The organism is Bradyrhizobium sp. 190, assembly GCF_023073415.1.
GTDB lineage: Bacteria > Pseudomonadota > Alphaproteobacteria > Rhizobiales > Xanthobacteraceae > Bradyrhizobium.
Genome location: NZ_JADPJL010000037.1, coordinates 150,861 through 164,598 on the forward strand (window position 1 = coordinate 150,861; position 13,738 = coordinate 164,598).

Here is a 13,738-nt window from a genome sequence, read left to right on the forward strand (position 1 = left end):
TCGTGCCCAACGGCGACAATGCCAAGGCGTTGTCGCAGTTCGACCGCAAGGAAGCCAACCTTGCGATATTGCGCACCGACGCCAGGATACCGCCCCGCGCCCGCGCAGTTGCGATCCTCGAACATGACCTGCTTCTGCTGATCAGCCCGACCGGCAAGAAAATCAAAACCATCGCCGAGCTGAAGAAAAAGAAGATCGCGGTCATAGCCGACGGCGAGAGCGGAGCTACGCTGGTGCGCAATATTCTCGAGCTCTCGGACACCCCGGACGCGGGCGCGCGGGTCCAGATGGCGCCGCCGGGCGCGACCTTCGACCAGCTGTTCGCCGCAGGATTCGGCGCCGTGGTCAAGATCGCGCACGCTTCGCAGATCGTGAAGGACAAGAGCTACGAGCAATATACCAGACGCGGCGGCTTCACCCTGAATGCGATCGATTCGGCGAAAGCGATCGCCAGGAAATACCCGGCGATATCAGAGGAAACGGTGGCGACCGGAATGCTTTCCGCCTCGCCCGCTGTCCCTGCGGAAGACGTCGACACGATCGGGCTCGAATGGCTGTTGGTCGCCCAATCCAAGCTCTCGACCACCACCGTGAGCGACCTTGCGCGGATTATCTACGAGAACAAGGCCGAGCTTTCGCTCACCGACGGCTTCGCCTCCAAGATCGAGCCGGCAGCAACCGACAAGGACGCCTTCATCGTGGCGCATCCGGGCGCCGCCGACCTATATCAACGACGAAATCAAGTCCTTTATCGAGCGCTACAGCGATTTGATGTATGTCGCCCTGGCGGCACTCAGCATCATCGGCACGATCTTTGCCGCCATCTACACCAAGATCACCCGGATCGCGCCGGAGAAGGCCAGCCAGCTCGCGACCGCCATTCTCGATATCGGCGAGCGCATGGAATATGCCAAATCGCTGGACGCCCTCGACGAACTCCAGGACGAACTGGAAACAATCCTGCGCGGCGTGGTGATAGGGTTGCGCGACGGCACCATTTCCAGCGACGGACTGGACACCTTCAAGCTCGGCTATGAGTTCGTGCGCGACGAGATCGGTCTGCGCCGCGAACATATCAAGCGGCACCCGCCGTCCCAGGATGACAAAGTGGTCGCCGTGAAGACCGCGCAGAGCGCGTAAAATCAGGCCGCGTTCGACTCGGCCGATGCCCGCGCCCGGATTTCGGCGATCTTGCGCTTGAGTGCCGACTGCCGCGGGTCCGGCATCGCGACTGCGCGCGCCTCGGTCACCGCGCTCCCCAGATCATGCAGCGCCAGCACGCCATCGAAGGTCGGCTTGACCAGGCCGTCGATGATCGCATTCCAGTCCGCCAGGCCCTGGCGATAGACGTCGCCATAGCTCTCGATCATGGTCGCGGTCTGCACGATCGCGGACGCAGCCCGGGGCTGCTTGGTCAGGCTGCGGTCGATCATGTGCAGCCAGCGTTCGACCCAGACCCGCTCCTTGGCATAACGCACCGAAAACAGCCGCCATCGCCGCAGTCCCGCCTCGATCTTGAGGCGGCGGATGCCGAGTCGGCTTGCCGTGCTGAAGCGGATGGAGACCCGCTTGTTCGACCAGCCCGCCCAATCGAGTGCATCGAGCACATACTCGGAGATGACAGCGGGAAGCACGCCGATCAATTCCGCGAGCCTGAACTTCCTGATATCGACGGCGGGCTTGGCCGGTTTGCCGGACGCCGGATCGAGTTCGGCAAGCTTCAGTTGCGCGATCCGGATCGGATCTTCATAGGCCATGCGCACCGCCATCAGCCGCGCAATGTCGGTCAGCATGGCATCGTCGACGCCTTGCTTGCCGACGAACCGCCGCAGCCGGTGGACGTAAAGTTCGGCGTAGCTTGTTCCTTGATAGTCGATCAGCAGATGGATGGCGTCGCTCGCCGCCGCCATGACCGGCTCCGGCAGCCCTTCGGGCAGGAACGGCGGCGTGTCGCCATCCTCGCCGATGAAATCCGCGAATAGATAACGCAACGACGACAGGATACCGCGGTCTGACACTCCCTTGGGCTCCCGGCCTCTATGCGGGCTTCGGCGCCGCGGCGGACGTCGTTTGCTGGTTCAACTGCTGCTGCAGCGTCTCGAGGTTCTGAAACAGCCGGGCGCTGGCCAGGCGAAGGAAATAGAAGCCGAAAGCCGGATTCTGCACGTAGAGCTCCTCGACCTTGGTGTAGCTGACGCTCAGGACAAGACCGGCTTCCACGCATTCCAGCGTCTGGGTTCGCATGTTCGACGGCGACAGCATGCCGAGTTCGCCGACGATGGCGCCGACCGGCAGCACGATTCCCGACTCGACCAGCTTGAACTTGCCGCTGACGATATAGAGCATGTCCTCGGCTTTTTCGTCCTTGTAGAAGAGGACCTCGCCGGCTGCGCATTGACGCTCGGTCATGAACGGCTTCAGCCATTCCATCGAGAGGTCGCTGTTGACGGACTTCTTCACGTCGCGCACCAGCTGCAGCATCTGATGCAGACGGTAGGAATTGACGAGCAGCATGAGCACCTGCACCACCATGACCAGATAGTTGCGGGCCGGGATCGCGGTCAGGATCAGGATGACGTTGGCGAGAATACCGAAGACCCGCAACGGGATCATGGTCTTCATCGTGGTGGTGGCGACCACGAAAATTGTCGCGAACAGCGCGCCCGCGGTTCCTGCGTGCTGTGCGAGATGAGACGTATCCATTGGAGGCCAACCAATATCTAAACGTGTGCGTTTTCACGATTCTTTGCGGTGCCCGGTATCGTAATGTCCGCGGGGCCATTTTGATATACGAGGAAAGAACGACGATTTGTCGGGATTCTTACCATTCCCGGATAAAATTCGGCCTCGATCCCTCGCCCGGCCGCGGCCGGATCGGCTGCCCATAGACGTGTAGCAACGTGTGGAGGCCGTCGTTGACGGCCTCCCCGCAGGCGGGCACTTTGCGGGCATTGGTCACGCCGCGGCTTGACCGTTACCCAGCTTGTATCGCACCCGTCAGGCTTCTCTCCATCCGATGTCCAAGCGGCTCGTTCTCTCGGCACTGGCTCAATTCACCGCCAAGACGGCTGGCCGCAACACGAGGCGCGCGCATCGGGTCGGCGCGGTGCTTTGGACGTGCCTCGTCTATTTCGTGTTCGAATGGCTGGTGCGGCTGCGCCACATGGTCCCGCAGGGGCGGACCGATACTAAATAGTTCAAACAAGCAAGAACAATGGAGAACAGTATGCGTGAAACAGCCGGGGCGGCAAGCGCGCCCATCCTCGATATCAGCGGCGCGCGCGCCACCATCCGCCTCAACCGGCCGAAACATCTGAACCGGCTGCAGAGCGAGGATCTGGGCGATCTCGTAAAGCTGTTCGACCGGATCGAGGCCGATCCCGCGATCCGCGTGCTGGTGCTGACCGGCACTGGCCGCGCCTTCAGCGCCGGCTACGATCTCAATTCGGTGGCCGACCGCGCCACCAGTGCGACGGCGCAACCGAGCGCGGGATCGGCGTTCGAAGTGGTGGTCGACCGACTGGAGGACCTTGGCGTGCCGACGATCTGCCGGCTCAATGGCGGCGTCTATGGCGGCTCGACCGACCTGGCACTGGCCTGCGATTTCCGCATCGGCGTCGATACGGCTGAAATGTTCATGCCGGCGGCGCGGCTCGGCCTGCATTATTACAAGAGCGGCATCGTCCGCTATGTGTCGCGGCTCGGTGTCGACAACGCAAAAATGCTGTTTCTCACCGCGCAGAAAATCTCAGCACCCGAAATGCTGCGGATCGGCTACCTGACCGCCATGGTGCCGGTGGAAGCGCTCGACGAGGAAGTCGACCGGCTCGCCACAATACTGGCCGGCAACGCGCCGCTCGCGATGCGGGGCATGAAGCGCGCCATCAACGAACTCGCCCGCGGCAAATTCGATGAAGAAGCCGCCGACCTCCGTCATCGCGAGAGCATGCGCAGCGACGAGATCAAGGAGGGCATCAAAGCGTTTGCCGAGAAACGCCCGCCGAAATTCTAACCGGAAAAATTCAGGCTCGCTTCGTCCGCATCGCCCGGACCTGCTTGATATCGGGATCCCGCGCAAGCGCCTGGTAGTGCTTGCTGTCGATCGCATAGATCGCGACGCGCCCCTTGGCATCGGCATGCACGCCCCAGCCGAAGCGCTTGCCAAGCCCTGATGCGCGCAGGCACGCCTGCCCCTTGGAGAAGAATTCGTCGCGGGCAAGGCTTCGCTCCTTCTTCGTCGCCTTTGCATCGAGCTGCCGGCCCTGGGCGGAGGTCGCGAATATCACGTCGTCCGACGTGTACGTGTAGGGCGCTTCTGCAATCATCTTGTATTGCAGGCCGGCTACCGTGGGATTCCCCGCGCGCGGCGGCGGTTCCTCGCCGGCGCGCGCGGGGCAATCCTCCGCGACCTGGATGAAGGTGTCGAAGCAGTTGGTCGTGTGAACTGTCTTTGTCATCAGGAAATCCGTGGTGCCGCTCACCCGCCGCAGGCGGCGGCGTGCTGGGCCGCCATTTCGTCATCAGCAGCGTTGATCCGCTGGAAGGCGGGACGCGCCGTGATGCGCTCGGCATAGGCCGTGAATACGTCCTTTCGCGGCACGAGGCCAAACATCATCGTCCAACTGAACGCCACACCCCAGAGAATGTCGGCTGCCGTCATACGCTCGCCGAGCAGATAGGGTCCCCTGGAAAGCTGCGCCTCCAATGCACCAAGCATGGAGTCGTAATCGGAATATGGCGAATGCGTCGGCGGCGCCGGCTCGCGCTTCATGAACTTGTCGATCAAGGCAGGCTCGAAGGACGAACCGTAATAGGCGATCCAGCGCAGATACGGACCTCGGCAGGGATCGTCGAGCGCGGGCGTCAGGCCGGCTCCCGGAAACAGGTCGGCGAGATAGATGTAGATGGCCACCTGCTCGGTCACCAGCGCCTCGCCGTGGCTGACCACCGGCACCTTGCCCAACGGATTGATGGCGAGATAGGCCGGCTGACGCTGCTCGCCCGCCTTCATGTTCAGGACATGGAGATCATAGGGAGCTCCCAGTTCCTCCAGCAGCACCCGTGTGCCCGTCGCGCGGCTCTGCGGCGAATAATAAAGCGTGATGCGGTCCTTGCTGGTCATTGGCAGTCTCCATTGGGCCTCGCGGGCAACGGACCTTGTATGCCCGACCATACCTGACATCCTGTGTCAGGTATGATTTAAGGGACCATGCGCGCGAGCCGGCTGCTTTCGATCCTCACCACCCTGCAGGCGCGGGGACAGGTCACCGCGCCTGAACTCGCTGACGCTTGCGAGGTTTCGGTGCGCACCATCTATCGCGACATCGATGCGCTCGCCGCTGCCGGCATTCCAGTCTATGCCGAGCGCGGCGCGGAAGGCGGCTATCGCCTGCTCGATGGCTATCGCGTGCGGCTGAACGGACTGTCACAGCCGGAGGCCGAGGCGCTGTTCATGACGGGACTGCCGGGGCCCGCCGCCGCGCTTGGCCTCGACGCTGCGATGCTGGCGGCGCAGACCAAGCTGATGGCGGCACTGCCGGCCAATCTGCGTCCGAACGCCGGCCGGATGCAGGAACGCTTTCATCTCGATGCCCCAAGCTGGTTCGGCGAAGCCGAGCAGCCCAAGCATCTGCGCGCCATTGCCGGTGCGGTGCTGCGCGAGAACCTGATTGAAATCCGCTACCAGAGCTGGAAGGCCGAGAAGCGCCGCCGCGTCGCGCCGCTCGGTCTCGTGCTGAAAGGCGGCAGCTGGTATCTCGCCGGAAGCGTCGATGGCAGCGTGCGCACCTATCGCGTGGCGCGTGTTCTCGACTGCAACGTTCTGGATGAGCGCGGCGTCCGGCCCGCCGATTTCGATCTCGCCACCTATTGGCAAGCCGCAACGACCCGGCTCGAAGCCGAGATGCATCCGAACTGCGCCACCGTCCGGCTATCGCCGTTGGGCATAAAACTGCTCAACGCCTTGAGCCAGCCTTACGTGAGGACGCGCACCCGTATCGAGGAGACCTCGGATGCCGCCGGCTGGCGGATCGCCGTCGTGCCGATCGGAAAAACGGTGTGGCACGCAGCCGCCGAGCTGCTGCGTCTCGGCGCGGAGGCGGAGGTGCTGGCACCGGCCGAGCTGCGCGACAAGATGGCCGAACTCACCCAGGCCATGGCCGCGCGCTACCAGACGGCGCAGGATGGTTACCAGGACGATAAGGATTTCCGCAGATCTCGCGCCACGAAACATTCCTGAAACACGATTCTCCCCTTCGCGCGTGAACGCAGGACGTCGTCGGCCCGACTGATGGGCAGGGACGCAACAACGGCCTCGCGCCAACCAACTGGAGAATACGATGCTTCGCAAGGTTACCCTCGGATTGATCGCCGCCGCCTCGCTCACCTTTGCCGCTGCAGCACCTGCTTCCGCCGGCGGCTTCTACCACGGCCATCATCACTGGGGACATGGATACGGCTGGGGTCCCGCCATCGGCGTCGGCTTTGGCGGCGTCTATGTCGACACCGGTTTGAACGGCTGCCTGCGGCAGCGCTGGGTCGAAACCCGCCGCGGCATGCGCCTGCGCACCGTGAACGTCTGCGCCTACTGATCCAACGTTCTTGCAAATAAAGATCCCGGCCGCTTGCACGCGGCCGGGATTTTTTCGGCTGGAATCGTGCCTTGTCTGGCCATGTTGACCATCGCCTGCGCTGGCCATATTGTAGTGCTTGCGGTGCAAGCCGCTCCCGGGCCCGCGGGAAGGGTTGAACCCACTTGCAGCTTTCGAACGACATCTAGAGCCTTTGTGCAGCCGGCGCTGCCGGCAGCGGCCGGCAGCGGCGATCACCAAATTTCATCCCGGGAATTTCGCCTGCACGATGCGCAATCATGCATCGCCCGCGAACACGGGTTCGTTTCCTGGCCCGACTTGAAGCGTTACGTTGAGGTGCAGGCGGTCGCGCAGAAGGAGCGCGCCGTTCGCGTCCTGCACTGGGCTCAGCTGCTTTATTCCGGCGACGTCAGCGGCACGGTCAACTGCGCGAACCCGCGCGTTGCTTTACGAATTCTGGCCGATGACCCCGACCTCGTCGCTGATGATCCTTATCTTGCCTGCGCGATCGGCGACGAACGCGCGCTGCGGCAGGCGACGCAGGCCGATCCGACATGGGTCAACCTATCAGGTGGCCCGCTGCGATTGCCACCGCTTCTCGCCGTCGCGCATTCGAGCCTGCTGCGCGTGGAAGAATTTCGCGAACGGCTGCATCGCAGCGCGGAATTGCTGATCGCTGATGGCGCCGACGTCAACCAGCACATTCATAGCCGCTGGCCGCCGGGATCCTTGAGCGAGCCCGATCAGAGCTGTGCGCTATCGACGCTCTATGGCGCCGCGGGTAGCAACCATGATCCGGCACTGACCAGATTATTGCTCGATGCCGGGGCGAACCCCAATGACGGCGAATCGCTTTATCATTCGCTGGAGAATCCAGCGTGCACACGTCTGCTGCTGGAGCACGGCGCCCGCATCGCTAAAAGCAATGCGATCTACCGCTCGATCGATCTCGATGACGACACTGCGCTGAAGCTGCTGCTGCAGCATGGCGGCGATCCGAACGAGCCGGCGCGGAATGCGCCGATCACCGAGTGGGGCTCGCCGCTCGCATGGGCCATCTATCGCCGTCGACCCCGTCATGTGAAGGCCCTGCTGAATGCGGGCGCCGATCCATCGCGGCCGACGGCGGAAGGCCTCAGCCCGTACCGGCTGGCGCTGCAATTCGGGCTCACAGACGTTGCGGACTTGCTGCGCACGCAAATCAACGCGCCTGACATTCCGGACGACGAACGTTTCGTCGCGGCGTGCACGCGTGGCGACGAGGCCGAGGCGCGGAGGATCGGGGTACTGCGGCCCGACCTGCCGTCCTCGCTTTCGGCGGCGCAGTTGCGATTGCTGCCTGACATGACCGCGGCAGGCGCCGACGACGCCGTGCGCTTGATGGTCAAGCTGGGCTGGCCCATCGCAGTACGCGGCGGCGACTGGGATGCATCCGCCCTTAATCTCGCAGTGTTCAGCGGCAATGCCGCCTTGACACGCTTCCTGCTCGAACACGGAGCAAAGTGGACGGAACAACACGGCTATGGCGACAATGCATCCGGCACTCTCGGCTGGGCATCCCTTAACGAGCCGGCCGAAGGCGGAGATTGGGTTGGTTGCGCGCGCGCCCTGCTCGATCATGGCATGCCCGGCGCGACAGCCATCCCTGACGATCCCGAACGGGTGCTGATTGCCGGCGTGCGAAAGCAGTTTTCCGACGAAGTCACCGAAGAACTGCTGGGCTAGCTGCGCGTGCCCAGACATGGCCGGCGCCGGCGATTGGCTTAGCCCTACACTCTGCCCTTCAGCGCGTCGCCGATTTCGTCGAGCACCTTGGGGTCCTCGATGGTGGCCGGCATGGTCCAGCTCTCGCCGTCGGCGATCTTCTTGATGGTGCCGCGCAGGATTTTTCCCGAACGCGTCTTCGGCAGTCGGCCGACCGTGATCGCGAGCTTGAAGGCTGCGACGGGCCCGAGCTTGTCGCGCACCAACGCCACGATTTCCTTTTCGATCTCGGCGGGCGCTCGCGTCACGCCGGCCTTCAGCACCAGGAAGCCGCAGGGCACTTCGCCCTTGATCGCGTCCTTGATGCCGAGCACCGCGCATTCGGCAACGTCGGAGTGGGAAGCGAGGATTTCCTCCATGCCGCCGGTGGAGAGCCGGTGGCCGGCGACATTGATGATGTCGTCGGTGCGGCCCATCACCCAGACATAGCCGTCGTCATCCTTGTAGCCGGCGTCAGAGGTCTTGTAGTAGCCGGGAAACTCCGTGAGGTAGGCTTCCCTGAAACGCGCATCCTGTTCCCACAATGTCGGCAAGCAGGCGGGCGGCATCGGCAGCTTGATTACGATCGAGCCCATGGTGCCCGCGGGCACCGGCCTGGATGCCTCGTCGACGACGTCGACCTGATAGCCCGGCATCGGCACCGTCGGCGAGCCGTGCTTGACCGGCAGCATGCCGAGCCCCACCGGATTGCCGGCGATGCACCAGCCGGTTTCGGTCTGCCACCAGTGATCGATGACCGGCACCTTCAACTGCGCTTCCGCCCATTCCACCGTCGGCGGATCGGCGCGTTCGCCGGCCAGGAACAGCGTGCGGAATTTCGACAGATCGTATTTGCGGATGAACGCGCCGTCCGGATCCTCCTTGCGGATGGCGCGAAACGCGGTCGGCGCGGTGAACAGGGCGACCGCCTTGTGTTCCGAGATCACGCGCCAGAATGCGCCGGCGTCGGGCGTGCCGACCGGCTTGCCTTCATACATGATGGAAGTGGCGCCATGAATCAGCGGCCCATAGACGATGTAGCTGTGGCCAACGACCCAGCCGATGTCGGAGCCGCACCACCAGACTTCGCCGGGCTTGACGCCGTAGAGGTTGAACATCGACCATTTCAGCGCGACCAGATGCCCGCCATTGTCGCGCACGACGCCCTTCGGGATTCCCGTGGTGCCGGACGTGTAGAGAATGTAGAGCGGATCGGTCGCCAGCACCGGCGTGCACGGCGCGGCCTTGCCGGCAGCGAGCGCCGCGCTGCGGAGCATTGCCCAATCGTGATCGCGGCCGGCCGTGAGTTCGCAAACCTGCTGCGGCCGTTGCAGGATAACGCAAGCCTGCGGCTTGACTCTTGAAAGTTTGATCGCCTCGTCGAGCAGCGGCTTGTATTGCACGATGCGGCCAGGCTCGATGCCGCAACTTGCCGAAAAAATCAGTTTCGGCTTGGCATCCTCGATGCGCGTTGCGAGCTCTTTCGCGGCAAAACCGCCGAACACCACCGAATGCACCGCGCCGATGCGCGCGCAGGCCAGCATCGCGAACACCGCTTCCGGCACCAGCGGCATATAGAGAATGACGCGGTCGCCCTTGGCGACGCCGAAATCGGCCATCACGGCGGCGAGCGTCTGCACCTCCTTGAGCATCTCGGCATAGGTGAATTTCGAGATCGAGTTGGTGAGTGGCGAATCGTGGATCAGCGCCACCTGATCTGCGCGCCCGTTCGCGACGTGGCGATCGAGCGCGTTGTAGCAGGTGTTGACCACGGCGCCGGCGAACCAGCGGCCATACGCCCCCATCGAGGGATCGAATATCTTCCTGGCCGGCTCGATCCAGTCGATCTCGCGCGCCGCCTCGGCCCAAAAGCCCTCGGGGTCCCTGAGCGAGCGGGCATAGACGTCGTGATAGCGGCTGTTGTTCTGAATGTTCATGGCGTCGCTTCCCGTGCAACTATAACCGGCTATCGGCTCTTCTTCCCGTTCCGGGATACGCCCACTTTAAACTGGATCAAGGAAAAAGAAGGGATTTTCTGCACCGGGGAAGCCTCGCCGCGTTCCAGTCGATCAATATAGATCCGGTTGCCGAAAATTTAACGATGACGAAAGCGATCTTACCGCCTGCCGCGAAGCCGCTCAATGCGGGCGCCCGTAGGTGGTATAATTAGCTTCATCAACGAGAACGTCATAAGAATTCCCATGCCTCAGGCCCAATTCCTGATCGAAGCATTCGACCGTGAGCGATGGTGTCCCATTCTGCAGGCGTTGTTTCCTGTAGACGATCCGGAAGCGCTCCGCGCAATTCTGGCTGGAACGGCGGACGACGACCTCGACCTGGAAGATACCTACTTGCTGGATGATGAGGAGCTCGCGGCCATCGTTACGACATTCAATGTCAGCTTCGATGCAGCGCAGATTCCAAAGATTTGGAGATCAGCCTGTCCCGCTGGCGGTTATCCGGTCGGACGCCATACCTGCCATACCTAAGCCACACGCGGTACGAACTGCCGCTGCTGCTGGAGGGCCGAAAGAAACTGGCGCGCATGTCGGATGCGTATCCGCCGATGACATTCGAAGGCGAGGACCGGTTTGACCATTGGGTGGCCAAGGGCGTGCTCCACCGCGAGGAGGTCAATCAACCGTTCGATAAGCCGGTTCAGACGTCCCGCGGTCAGACCTGTCTTGGACACCGGACCGTCTACTACACGCCGAAGGGCGAAGAATGGCGCATCCCGGCGATCAAACTGATCTCGGATGCCTCGGACAAATCAGGCGGCTGGAACGAATACTTCGAACGGCTCGAGGGCATGCTGTTTGGTTACGAGGATTGGCAGAACGACTGGTGGATTAACGAGGGAATAACAGGCGGCGGCTTCGGTGGCTTGAAAGGTTGCTGCGCGGTGACCGCCGCCGGGCTGGCATGGAGAAACGGCCGGATTCCGTGCATTGCCGCCCATTGATCGTCCAACGCTGACCATCATGATGTACGACCGGTGGGAGAAAACTGATCTATACGCAGCCGTGCTCGAAGATCCCGAAAGCGTTGCTGTCGCGCGTTTCAACATGCTTGGTCGCGACTTCATGAACTTCTGGAAATCGCAGCGCGGCGGTCCGTGGGACCTGCCGGCCGGGCGGATTGCCGAATTCAACCGCTTCCTCCGAGGAACGATCGAGATTGTCGCTCGGCGCGACGGTGCCGCGGAGAATGTTCGAAGCGCCGGACCTACTGCCGGGCGATCGTATTGAGCTTCTCCATCGCCTGGGCCCCCCGATCGGGCCCAAAAACGGCCTGGGCACAGGACCATTAATAAAGCGAGGTCCGAGCCCCTTGTCATCAGTCACGCGGCGCTATGTGTTGACCTGTATCCGTGCATAGCCTAGGGAGACTTCCATGAAACGCACGATGATCATCGTCAAACTTTGGTGGCTGGCCTGCTGACAGGGCGGCCGGACGTTTCATTACATCTGGGGCCGCCGCAAGGGCGGCCTTTTGTTTTGATGATCCCCCATGCGGTGTTCCCCTCATCTCACGAGGACACCTCATGACCAGATCCGTTATTCTGACAGGCGACCGCACCACCGGCCCGCTGCACATTGGCCACTATGTCGGATCGTTGCTCAACCGTCTGCGATTTCAGGACACCCACGAGCAGTTCCTGCTCCTGGCCGATACGCAAGCCCTGACCGACAATGCTCACGCCCCCGACAACGTGCGGGTTGGTGTGATGGAGGTGGCGCTCGACTACCTTGCCGTCGGGATCGACCCGGCCAAGACCACGATCTGCCTGCAATCCCACCTGCCCGCGCTGGCTGAGCTGTCGATGCTCTATTTGAACTTCGTGACCGTCGCCCGATTGGAGCGTAACCCCACGATCAAGGACGAGATCCGCGGCCGCGGCTTCGGGCGCGACATCCCGGCAGGCTTCCTGTGCTATCCTGCGGCGCAGGCGGCGGACATTACCGCGTTCAAGGCAACTGTGGTGCCGGTGGGCGAGGATCAGGCGCCGCTGATCGAACAGACCAACGAGATCGTGCGCCGTATCAACACCACCGCCGGACGGGCCATCCTGCCGGAAGCGCGGGCCGTCATTCCGCAGGTGGGACGGCTGCCGGGCGTCGACGGAAAAGCGAAGATGTCGAAATCCGGCGGCAATGCCATCACCCTTTCGGCCTCGCCGGACGAGATCGCAGCGGCAGTGAAGGCGATGTTCACCGACCCCAATCATCTGCGGGTCGAAGATCCCGGACAAGTGGAAGGCAATGTCGTCTTCACCTATCTGGATGCTTTCGACGAGGACCGCACCACGCTGGAAGAGCTAAAGGCGCAGTATCGGCGGGGAGGAATAGGCGACAGCAAGATCAAGCGCCGCCTCGACGATATCTTGCAGGCGCTGATTGCACCGACGCGAGAACGAAGGACGCAACTGGCGAAAGATCCGGCTTATGTGCTCGACGTGATTCGCCGCGGCACGGAAAAGGCGAGGAGCCGGACCGAGACAACGAAGCGCGAAGTTGTCGAAGGCCTCGGACTGTTCATGTTGTAAGCTAATACCCGTCTATCCCGTTGATCTGTTGCAGGCGGTCGCGCATCGCCTTTTTCAGATCGTAGCCGGGCCTGCCGTATTCCGCATTGCGGCGGGAGATGTATTCCGTCTGCTCTCGCCGCAGCTTGCGCGCCTGCTGCGGGGTCATCTTCTCAGCCGCTGCCCTGACATACGACCCCTGGACCTCGCGATCGAGATCGGCGAGCTCGGGTTTGGCGCAGATCGCCTTTTCCACCTTGCGGCGGGCGGTGGCGCAATTGAAGCTCGGCTTGCCGGCGACCGCCTTCAGCGCGCCCAACCGTTCCAGCTCCAGCGCCATGGACCTGTGGTTGGCCCTGGCCGCAACGTGGTCCGGGTTCAGCCTGATCGCCGCGGCAAAGTCAGCCACCGCCTTCGGCAGGTCGCCTTTCTTGCGCCAGAGCTCGCCGCGCGCGTTGTGGATATCGGCGAGTGAGGGATCGAGCCGCAGCACGCCGTCATAGTCGGCGATGGCGCGGTCGGCCATGTCCTTGTGCTCATAGGCAGCGCCACGCGCGATCAGCGCCTTGATGCGGTCGGCCTTTTCCGTCTTTGCGTTGTCGATCAGCGCACCGCAGGCCGCGACGGTCTTGTCGTCGTTACGCGCCAGCGCCGCGGCCAGGCAGAGCGCGGGATCGACGCGCAAATCCTTGGCCGGTTCGACGCTGGTCGCCGAAACGCCCTGCGCAAACGCGATCCATAGCAAGGAAGCCGCGACCAGCCTGCGGATGTCGGAATAGAATCGCATCAATTGATCCGGGAAGCCTTGTATCCAGGAAGTCTTGGAGTGGCGGGCGCGATCCTAGCAAGCCAGCCGCTTTCTCGACAACGGGCGCGTGCG

Annotated in this window: 16 protein-coding genes and 1 pseudogene; 11 read left to right on the forward strand and 6 right to left on the reverse strand. The window is 62.9% G+C overall.

Features of this window, described 5'->3' with window-relative positions:
* Positions 1-2 precede the first annotated feature (2 nt).
* Together IVB22_RS22810 and IVB22_RS22815 are read left to right on the forward strand one after the other, a co-directional pair.
* Positions 3-1,037 carry a TAXI family TRAP transporter solute-binding subunit gene (locus IVB22_RS22810; RefSeq protein WP_247519489.1) on the forward strand — a complete coding sequence of 345 codons (1,035 nt, stop codon included), beginning with the start codon at positions 3-5 and terminating at the stop codon, positions 1,035-1,037.
* Positions 982-1,140, forward strand: a complete 159-nt coding sequence (locus IVB22_RS22815; protein ID WP_247519490.1) for a hypothetical protein — start codon at positions 982-984, stop codon at positions 1,138-1,140. The genes IVB22_RS22810 and IVB22_RS22815 overlap by 56 nt, the downstream gene beginning before the upstream one ends.
* A 2-nt stretch (positions 1,141-1,142) precedes the next feature.
* Here IVB22_RS22815 and IVB22_RS22820 read toward each other — a convergent pair whose 3' ends face one another.
* Together IVB22_RS22820 and IVB22_RS22825 are read right to left on the reverse strand one after the other, a co-directional pair.
* Positions 1,143-2,018, reverse strand: a complete 876-nt coding sequence (locus IVB22_RS22820) for a DUF6537 domain-containing protein (protein WP_247519491.1) — start codon at positions 2,016-2,018, stop codon at positions 1,143-1,145.
* A 19-nt stretch (positions 2,019-2,037) separates the two neighbouring features.
* Complete coding sequence (locus IVB22_RS22825; protein WP_247519492.1) at positions 2,038-2,703, reverse strand: Crp/Fnr family transcriptional regulator; 666 nt, start codon at positions 2,701-2,703, stop codon at positions 2,038-2,040.
* A 313-nt stretch (positions 2,704-3,016) separates the two neighbouring features.
* Here IVB22_RS22825 and IVB22_RS22830 point away from each other — a divergent pair.
* Positions 3,017-3,181, forward strand: a pseudogene (locus tag IVB22_RS22830) (cyclic nucleotide-binding protein); the annotation flags it as partial.
* Positions 3,182-3,226: 45 nt separating this feature from the next.
* The gene (locus tag IVB22_RS22835) at positions 3,227-4,012 is read left to right on the forward strand and encodes an enoyl-CoA hydratase/isomerase family protein (RefSeq protein ID WP_247519493.1); all 786 of its coding nucleotides are present in this window, start codon (positions 3,227-3,229) and stop codon (positions 4,010-4,012) included.
* A gap of 10 nt (positions 4,013-4,022) precedes the next feature.
* Here the strand turns inward: IVB22_RS22835 and IVB22_RS22840 are convergent, their stop codons facing one another.
* Together IVB22_RS22840 and IVB22_RS22845 are read right to left on the reverse strand one after the other, a co-directional pair.
* Positions 4,023-4,457 (reverse strand): DUF6157 family protein, encoded by a 435-nt coding sequence (locus IVB22_RS22840; RefSeq protein WP_247519494.1) that lies wholly within the window; start codon positions 4,455-4,457, stop codon positions 4,023-4,025.
* Between the two features lie 20 nt (positions 4,458-4,477).
* The gene (locus tag IVB22_RS22845; RefSeq protein WP_247519495.1) at positions 4,478-5,122 is read right to left on the reverse strand and encodes a glutathione S-transferase family protein; all 645 of its coding nucleotides are present in this window, start codon (positions 5,120-5,122) and stop codon (positions 4,478-4,480) included.
* 87 nt (positions 5,123-5,209) lie between these two features.
* Between IVB22_RS22845 and IVB22_RS22850 the strand changes: the two genes are divergently transcribed.
* The 3 genes from IVB22_RS22850 to IVB22_RS22860 all read left to right on the forward strand — a co-directional run bounded on the left by IVB22_RS22850 (position 5,210) and on the right by IVB22_RS22860 (position 8,315).
* Positions 5,210-6,238 carry a YafY family protein gene (locus tag IVB22_RS22850; protein ID WP_247519496.1) on the forward strand — a complete coding sequence of 343 codons (1,029 nt, stop codon included), beginning with the start codon at positions 5,210-5,212 and terminating at the stop codon, positions 6,236-6,238.
* A gap of 100 nt (positions 6,239-6,338) precedes the next feature.
* Positions 6,339-6,590 carry a hypothetical protein gene (locus tag IVB22_RS22855; protein ID WP_247519497.1) on the forward strand — a complete coding sequence of 84 codons (252 nt, stop codon included), beginning with the start codon at positions 6,339-6,341 and terminating at the stop codon, positions 6,588-6,590.
* A gap of 195 nt (positions 6,591-6,785) precedes the next feature.
* The gene (locus tag IVB22_RS22860) at positions 6,786-8,315 is read left to right on the forward strand and encodes an ankyrin repeat domain-containing protein (protein ID WP_247519498.1); all 1,530 of its coding nucleotides are present in this window, start codon (positions 6,786-6,788) and stop codon (positions 8,313-8,315) included.
* Positions 8,316-8,359: 44 nt separating this feature from the next.
* Here IVB22_RS22860 and IVB22_RS22865 read toward each other — a convergent pair whose 3' ends face one another.
* A complete protein-coding gene (locus IVB22_RS22865) occupies positions 8,360-10,270 on the reverse strand; it encodes a propionyl-CoA synthetase (RefSeq protein ID WP_247519499.1) in 1,911 nt (636 codons plus the stop codon).
* 264 nt (positions 10,271-10,534) lie between these two features.
* Between IVB22_RS22865 and IVB22_RS22870 the strand changes: the two genes are divergently transcribed.
* The 4 genes from IVB22_RS22870 (at position 10,535) to trpS (ending at position 12,879) form a co-directional block, all read left to right on the forward strand.
* Positions 10,535-10,822 carry a hypothetical protein gene (locus IVB22_RS22870; RefSeq protein ID WP_247519500.1) on the forward strand — a complete coding sequence of 96 codons (288 nt, stop codon included), beginning with the start codon at positions 10,535-10,537 and terminating at the stop codon, positions 10,820-10,822.
* Between the two features lie 56 nt (positions 10,823-10,878).
* Positions 10,879-11,295, forward strand: a complete 417-nt coding sequence (locus tag IVB22_RS22875) for a hypothetical protein (RefSeq protein WP_247519501.1) — start codon at positions 10,879-10,881, stop codon at positions 11,293-11,295.
* Positions 11,282-11,581: a hypothetical protein gene (locus tag IVB22_RS22880; protein ID WP_247519502.1), complete on the forward strand. Its 300-nt coding sequence runs from the start codon at positions 11,282-11,284 to the stop codon at positions 11,579-11,581. The genes IVB22_RS22875 and IVB22_RS22880 overlap by 14 nt, the downstream gene beginning before the upstream one ends.
* Positions 11,582-11,877: 296 nt before the next feature.
* Positions 11,878-12,879 carry a tryptophan--tRNA ligase gene (gene trpS / locus IVB22_RS22885; RefSeq protein ID WP_247519503.1) on the forward strand — a complete coding sequence of 334 codons (1,002 nt, stop codon included), beginning with the start codon at positions 11,878-11,880 and terminating at the stop codon, positions 12,877-12,879.
* A 1-nt stretch (position 12,880) separates the two neighbouring features.
* On the opposite strand, the gene IVB22_RS22890 is transcribed toward trpS, so the two are convergent.
* Positions 12,881-13,645 (reverse strand): tetratricopeptide repeat protein, encoded by a 765-nt coding sequence (locus IVB22_RS22890; RefSeq protein ID WP_247519504.1) that lies wholly within the window; start codon positions 13,643-13,645, stop codon positions 12,881-12,883.
* Positions 13,646-13,738: the final 93 nt, after the last annotated feature.

Bases quoted from the DNA above. Each gene is read 5' to 3' on its own strand.
- IVB22_RS22825 (WP_247519492.1), bottom strand. From the start codon at position 2,703: ATGGATACGTCTCATCTCGCACAGCACGCAGGAACCGCGGGCGCGCTG.
- IVB22_RS22835 (WP_247519493.1), top strand. From the start codon at position 3,227: ATGCGTGAAACAGCCGGGGCGGCAAGCGCGCCCATCCTCGATATCAGC.
- IVB22_RS22840 (WP_247519494.1), bottom strand. From the start codon at position 4,457: ATGACAAAGACAGTTCACACGACCAACTGCTTCGACACCTTCATCCAG.
- IVB22_RS22845 (WP_247519495.1), bottom strand. From the start codon at position 5,122: ATGACCAGCAAGGACCGCATCACGCTTTATTATTCGCCGCAGAGCCGC.
- IVB22_RS22850 (WP_247519496.1), top strand. From the start codon at position 5,210: ATGCGCGCGAGCCGGCTGCTTTCGATCCTCACCACCCTGCAGGCGCGG.
- IVB22_RS22855 (WP_247519497.1), top strand. From the start codon at position 6,339: ATGCTTCGCAAGGTTACCCTCGGATTGATCGCCGCCGCCTCGCTCACC.
- IVB22_RS22865 (WP_247519499.1), bottom strand. From the start codon at position 10,270: ATGAACATTCAGAACAACAGCCGCTATCACGACGTCTATGCCCGCTCG.
- IVB22_RS22870 (WP_247519500.1), top strand. From the start codon at position 10,535: ATGCCTCAGGCCCAATTCCTGATCGAAGCATTCGACCGTGAGCGATGG.
- IVB22_RS22875 (WP_247519501.1), top strand. From the start codon at position 10,879: ATGTCGGATGCGTATCCGCCGATGACATTCGAAGGCGAGGACCGGTTT.
- trpS (WP_247519503.1), top strand. From the start codon at position 11,878: ATGACCAGATCCGTTATTCTGACAGGCGACCGCACCACCGGCCCGCTG.
- IVB22_RS22890 (WP_247519504.1), bottom strand. From the start codon at position 13,645: ATGCGATTCTATTCCGACATCCGCAGGCTGGTCGCGGCTTCCTTGCTA.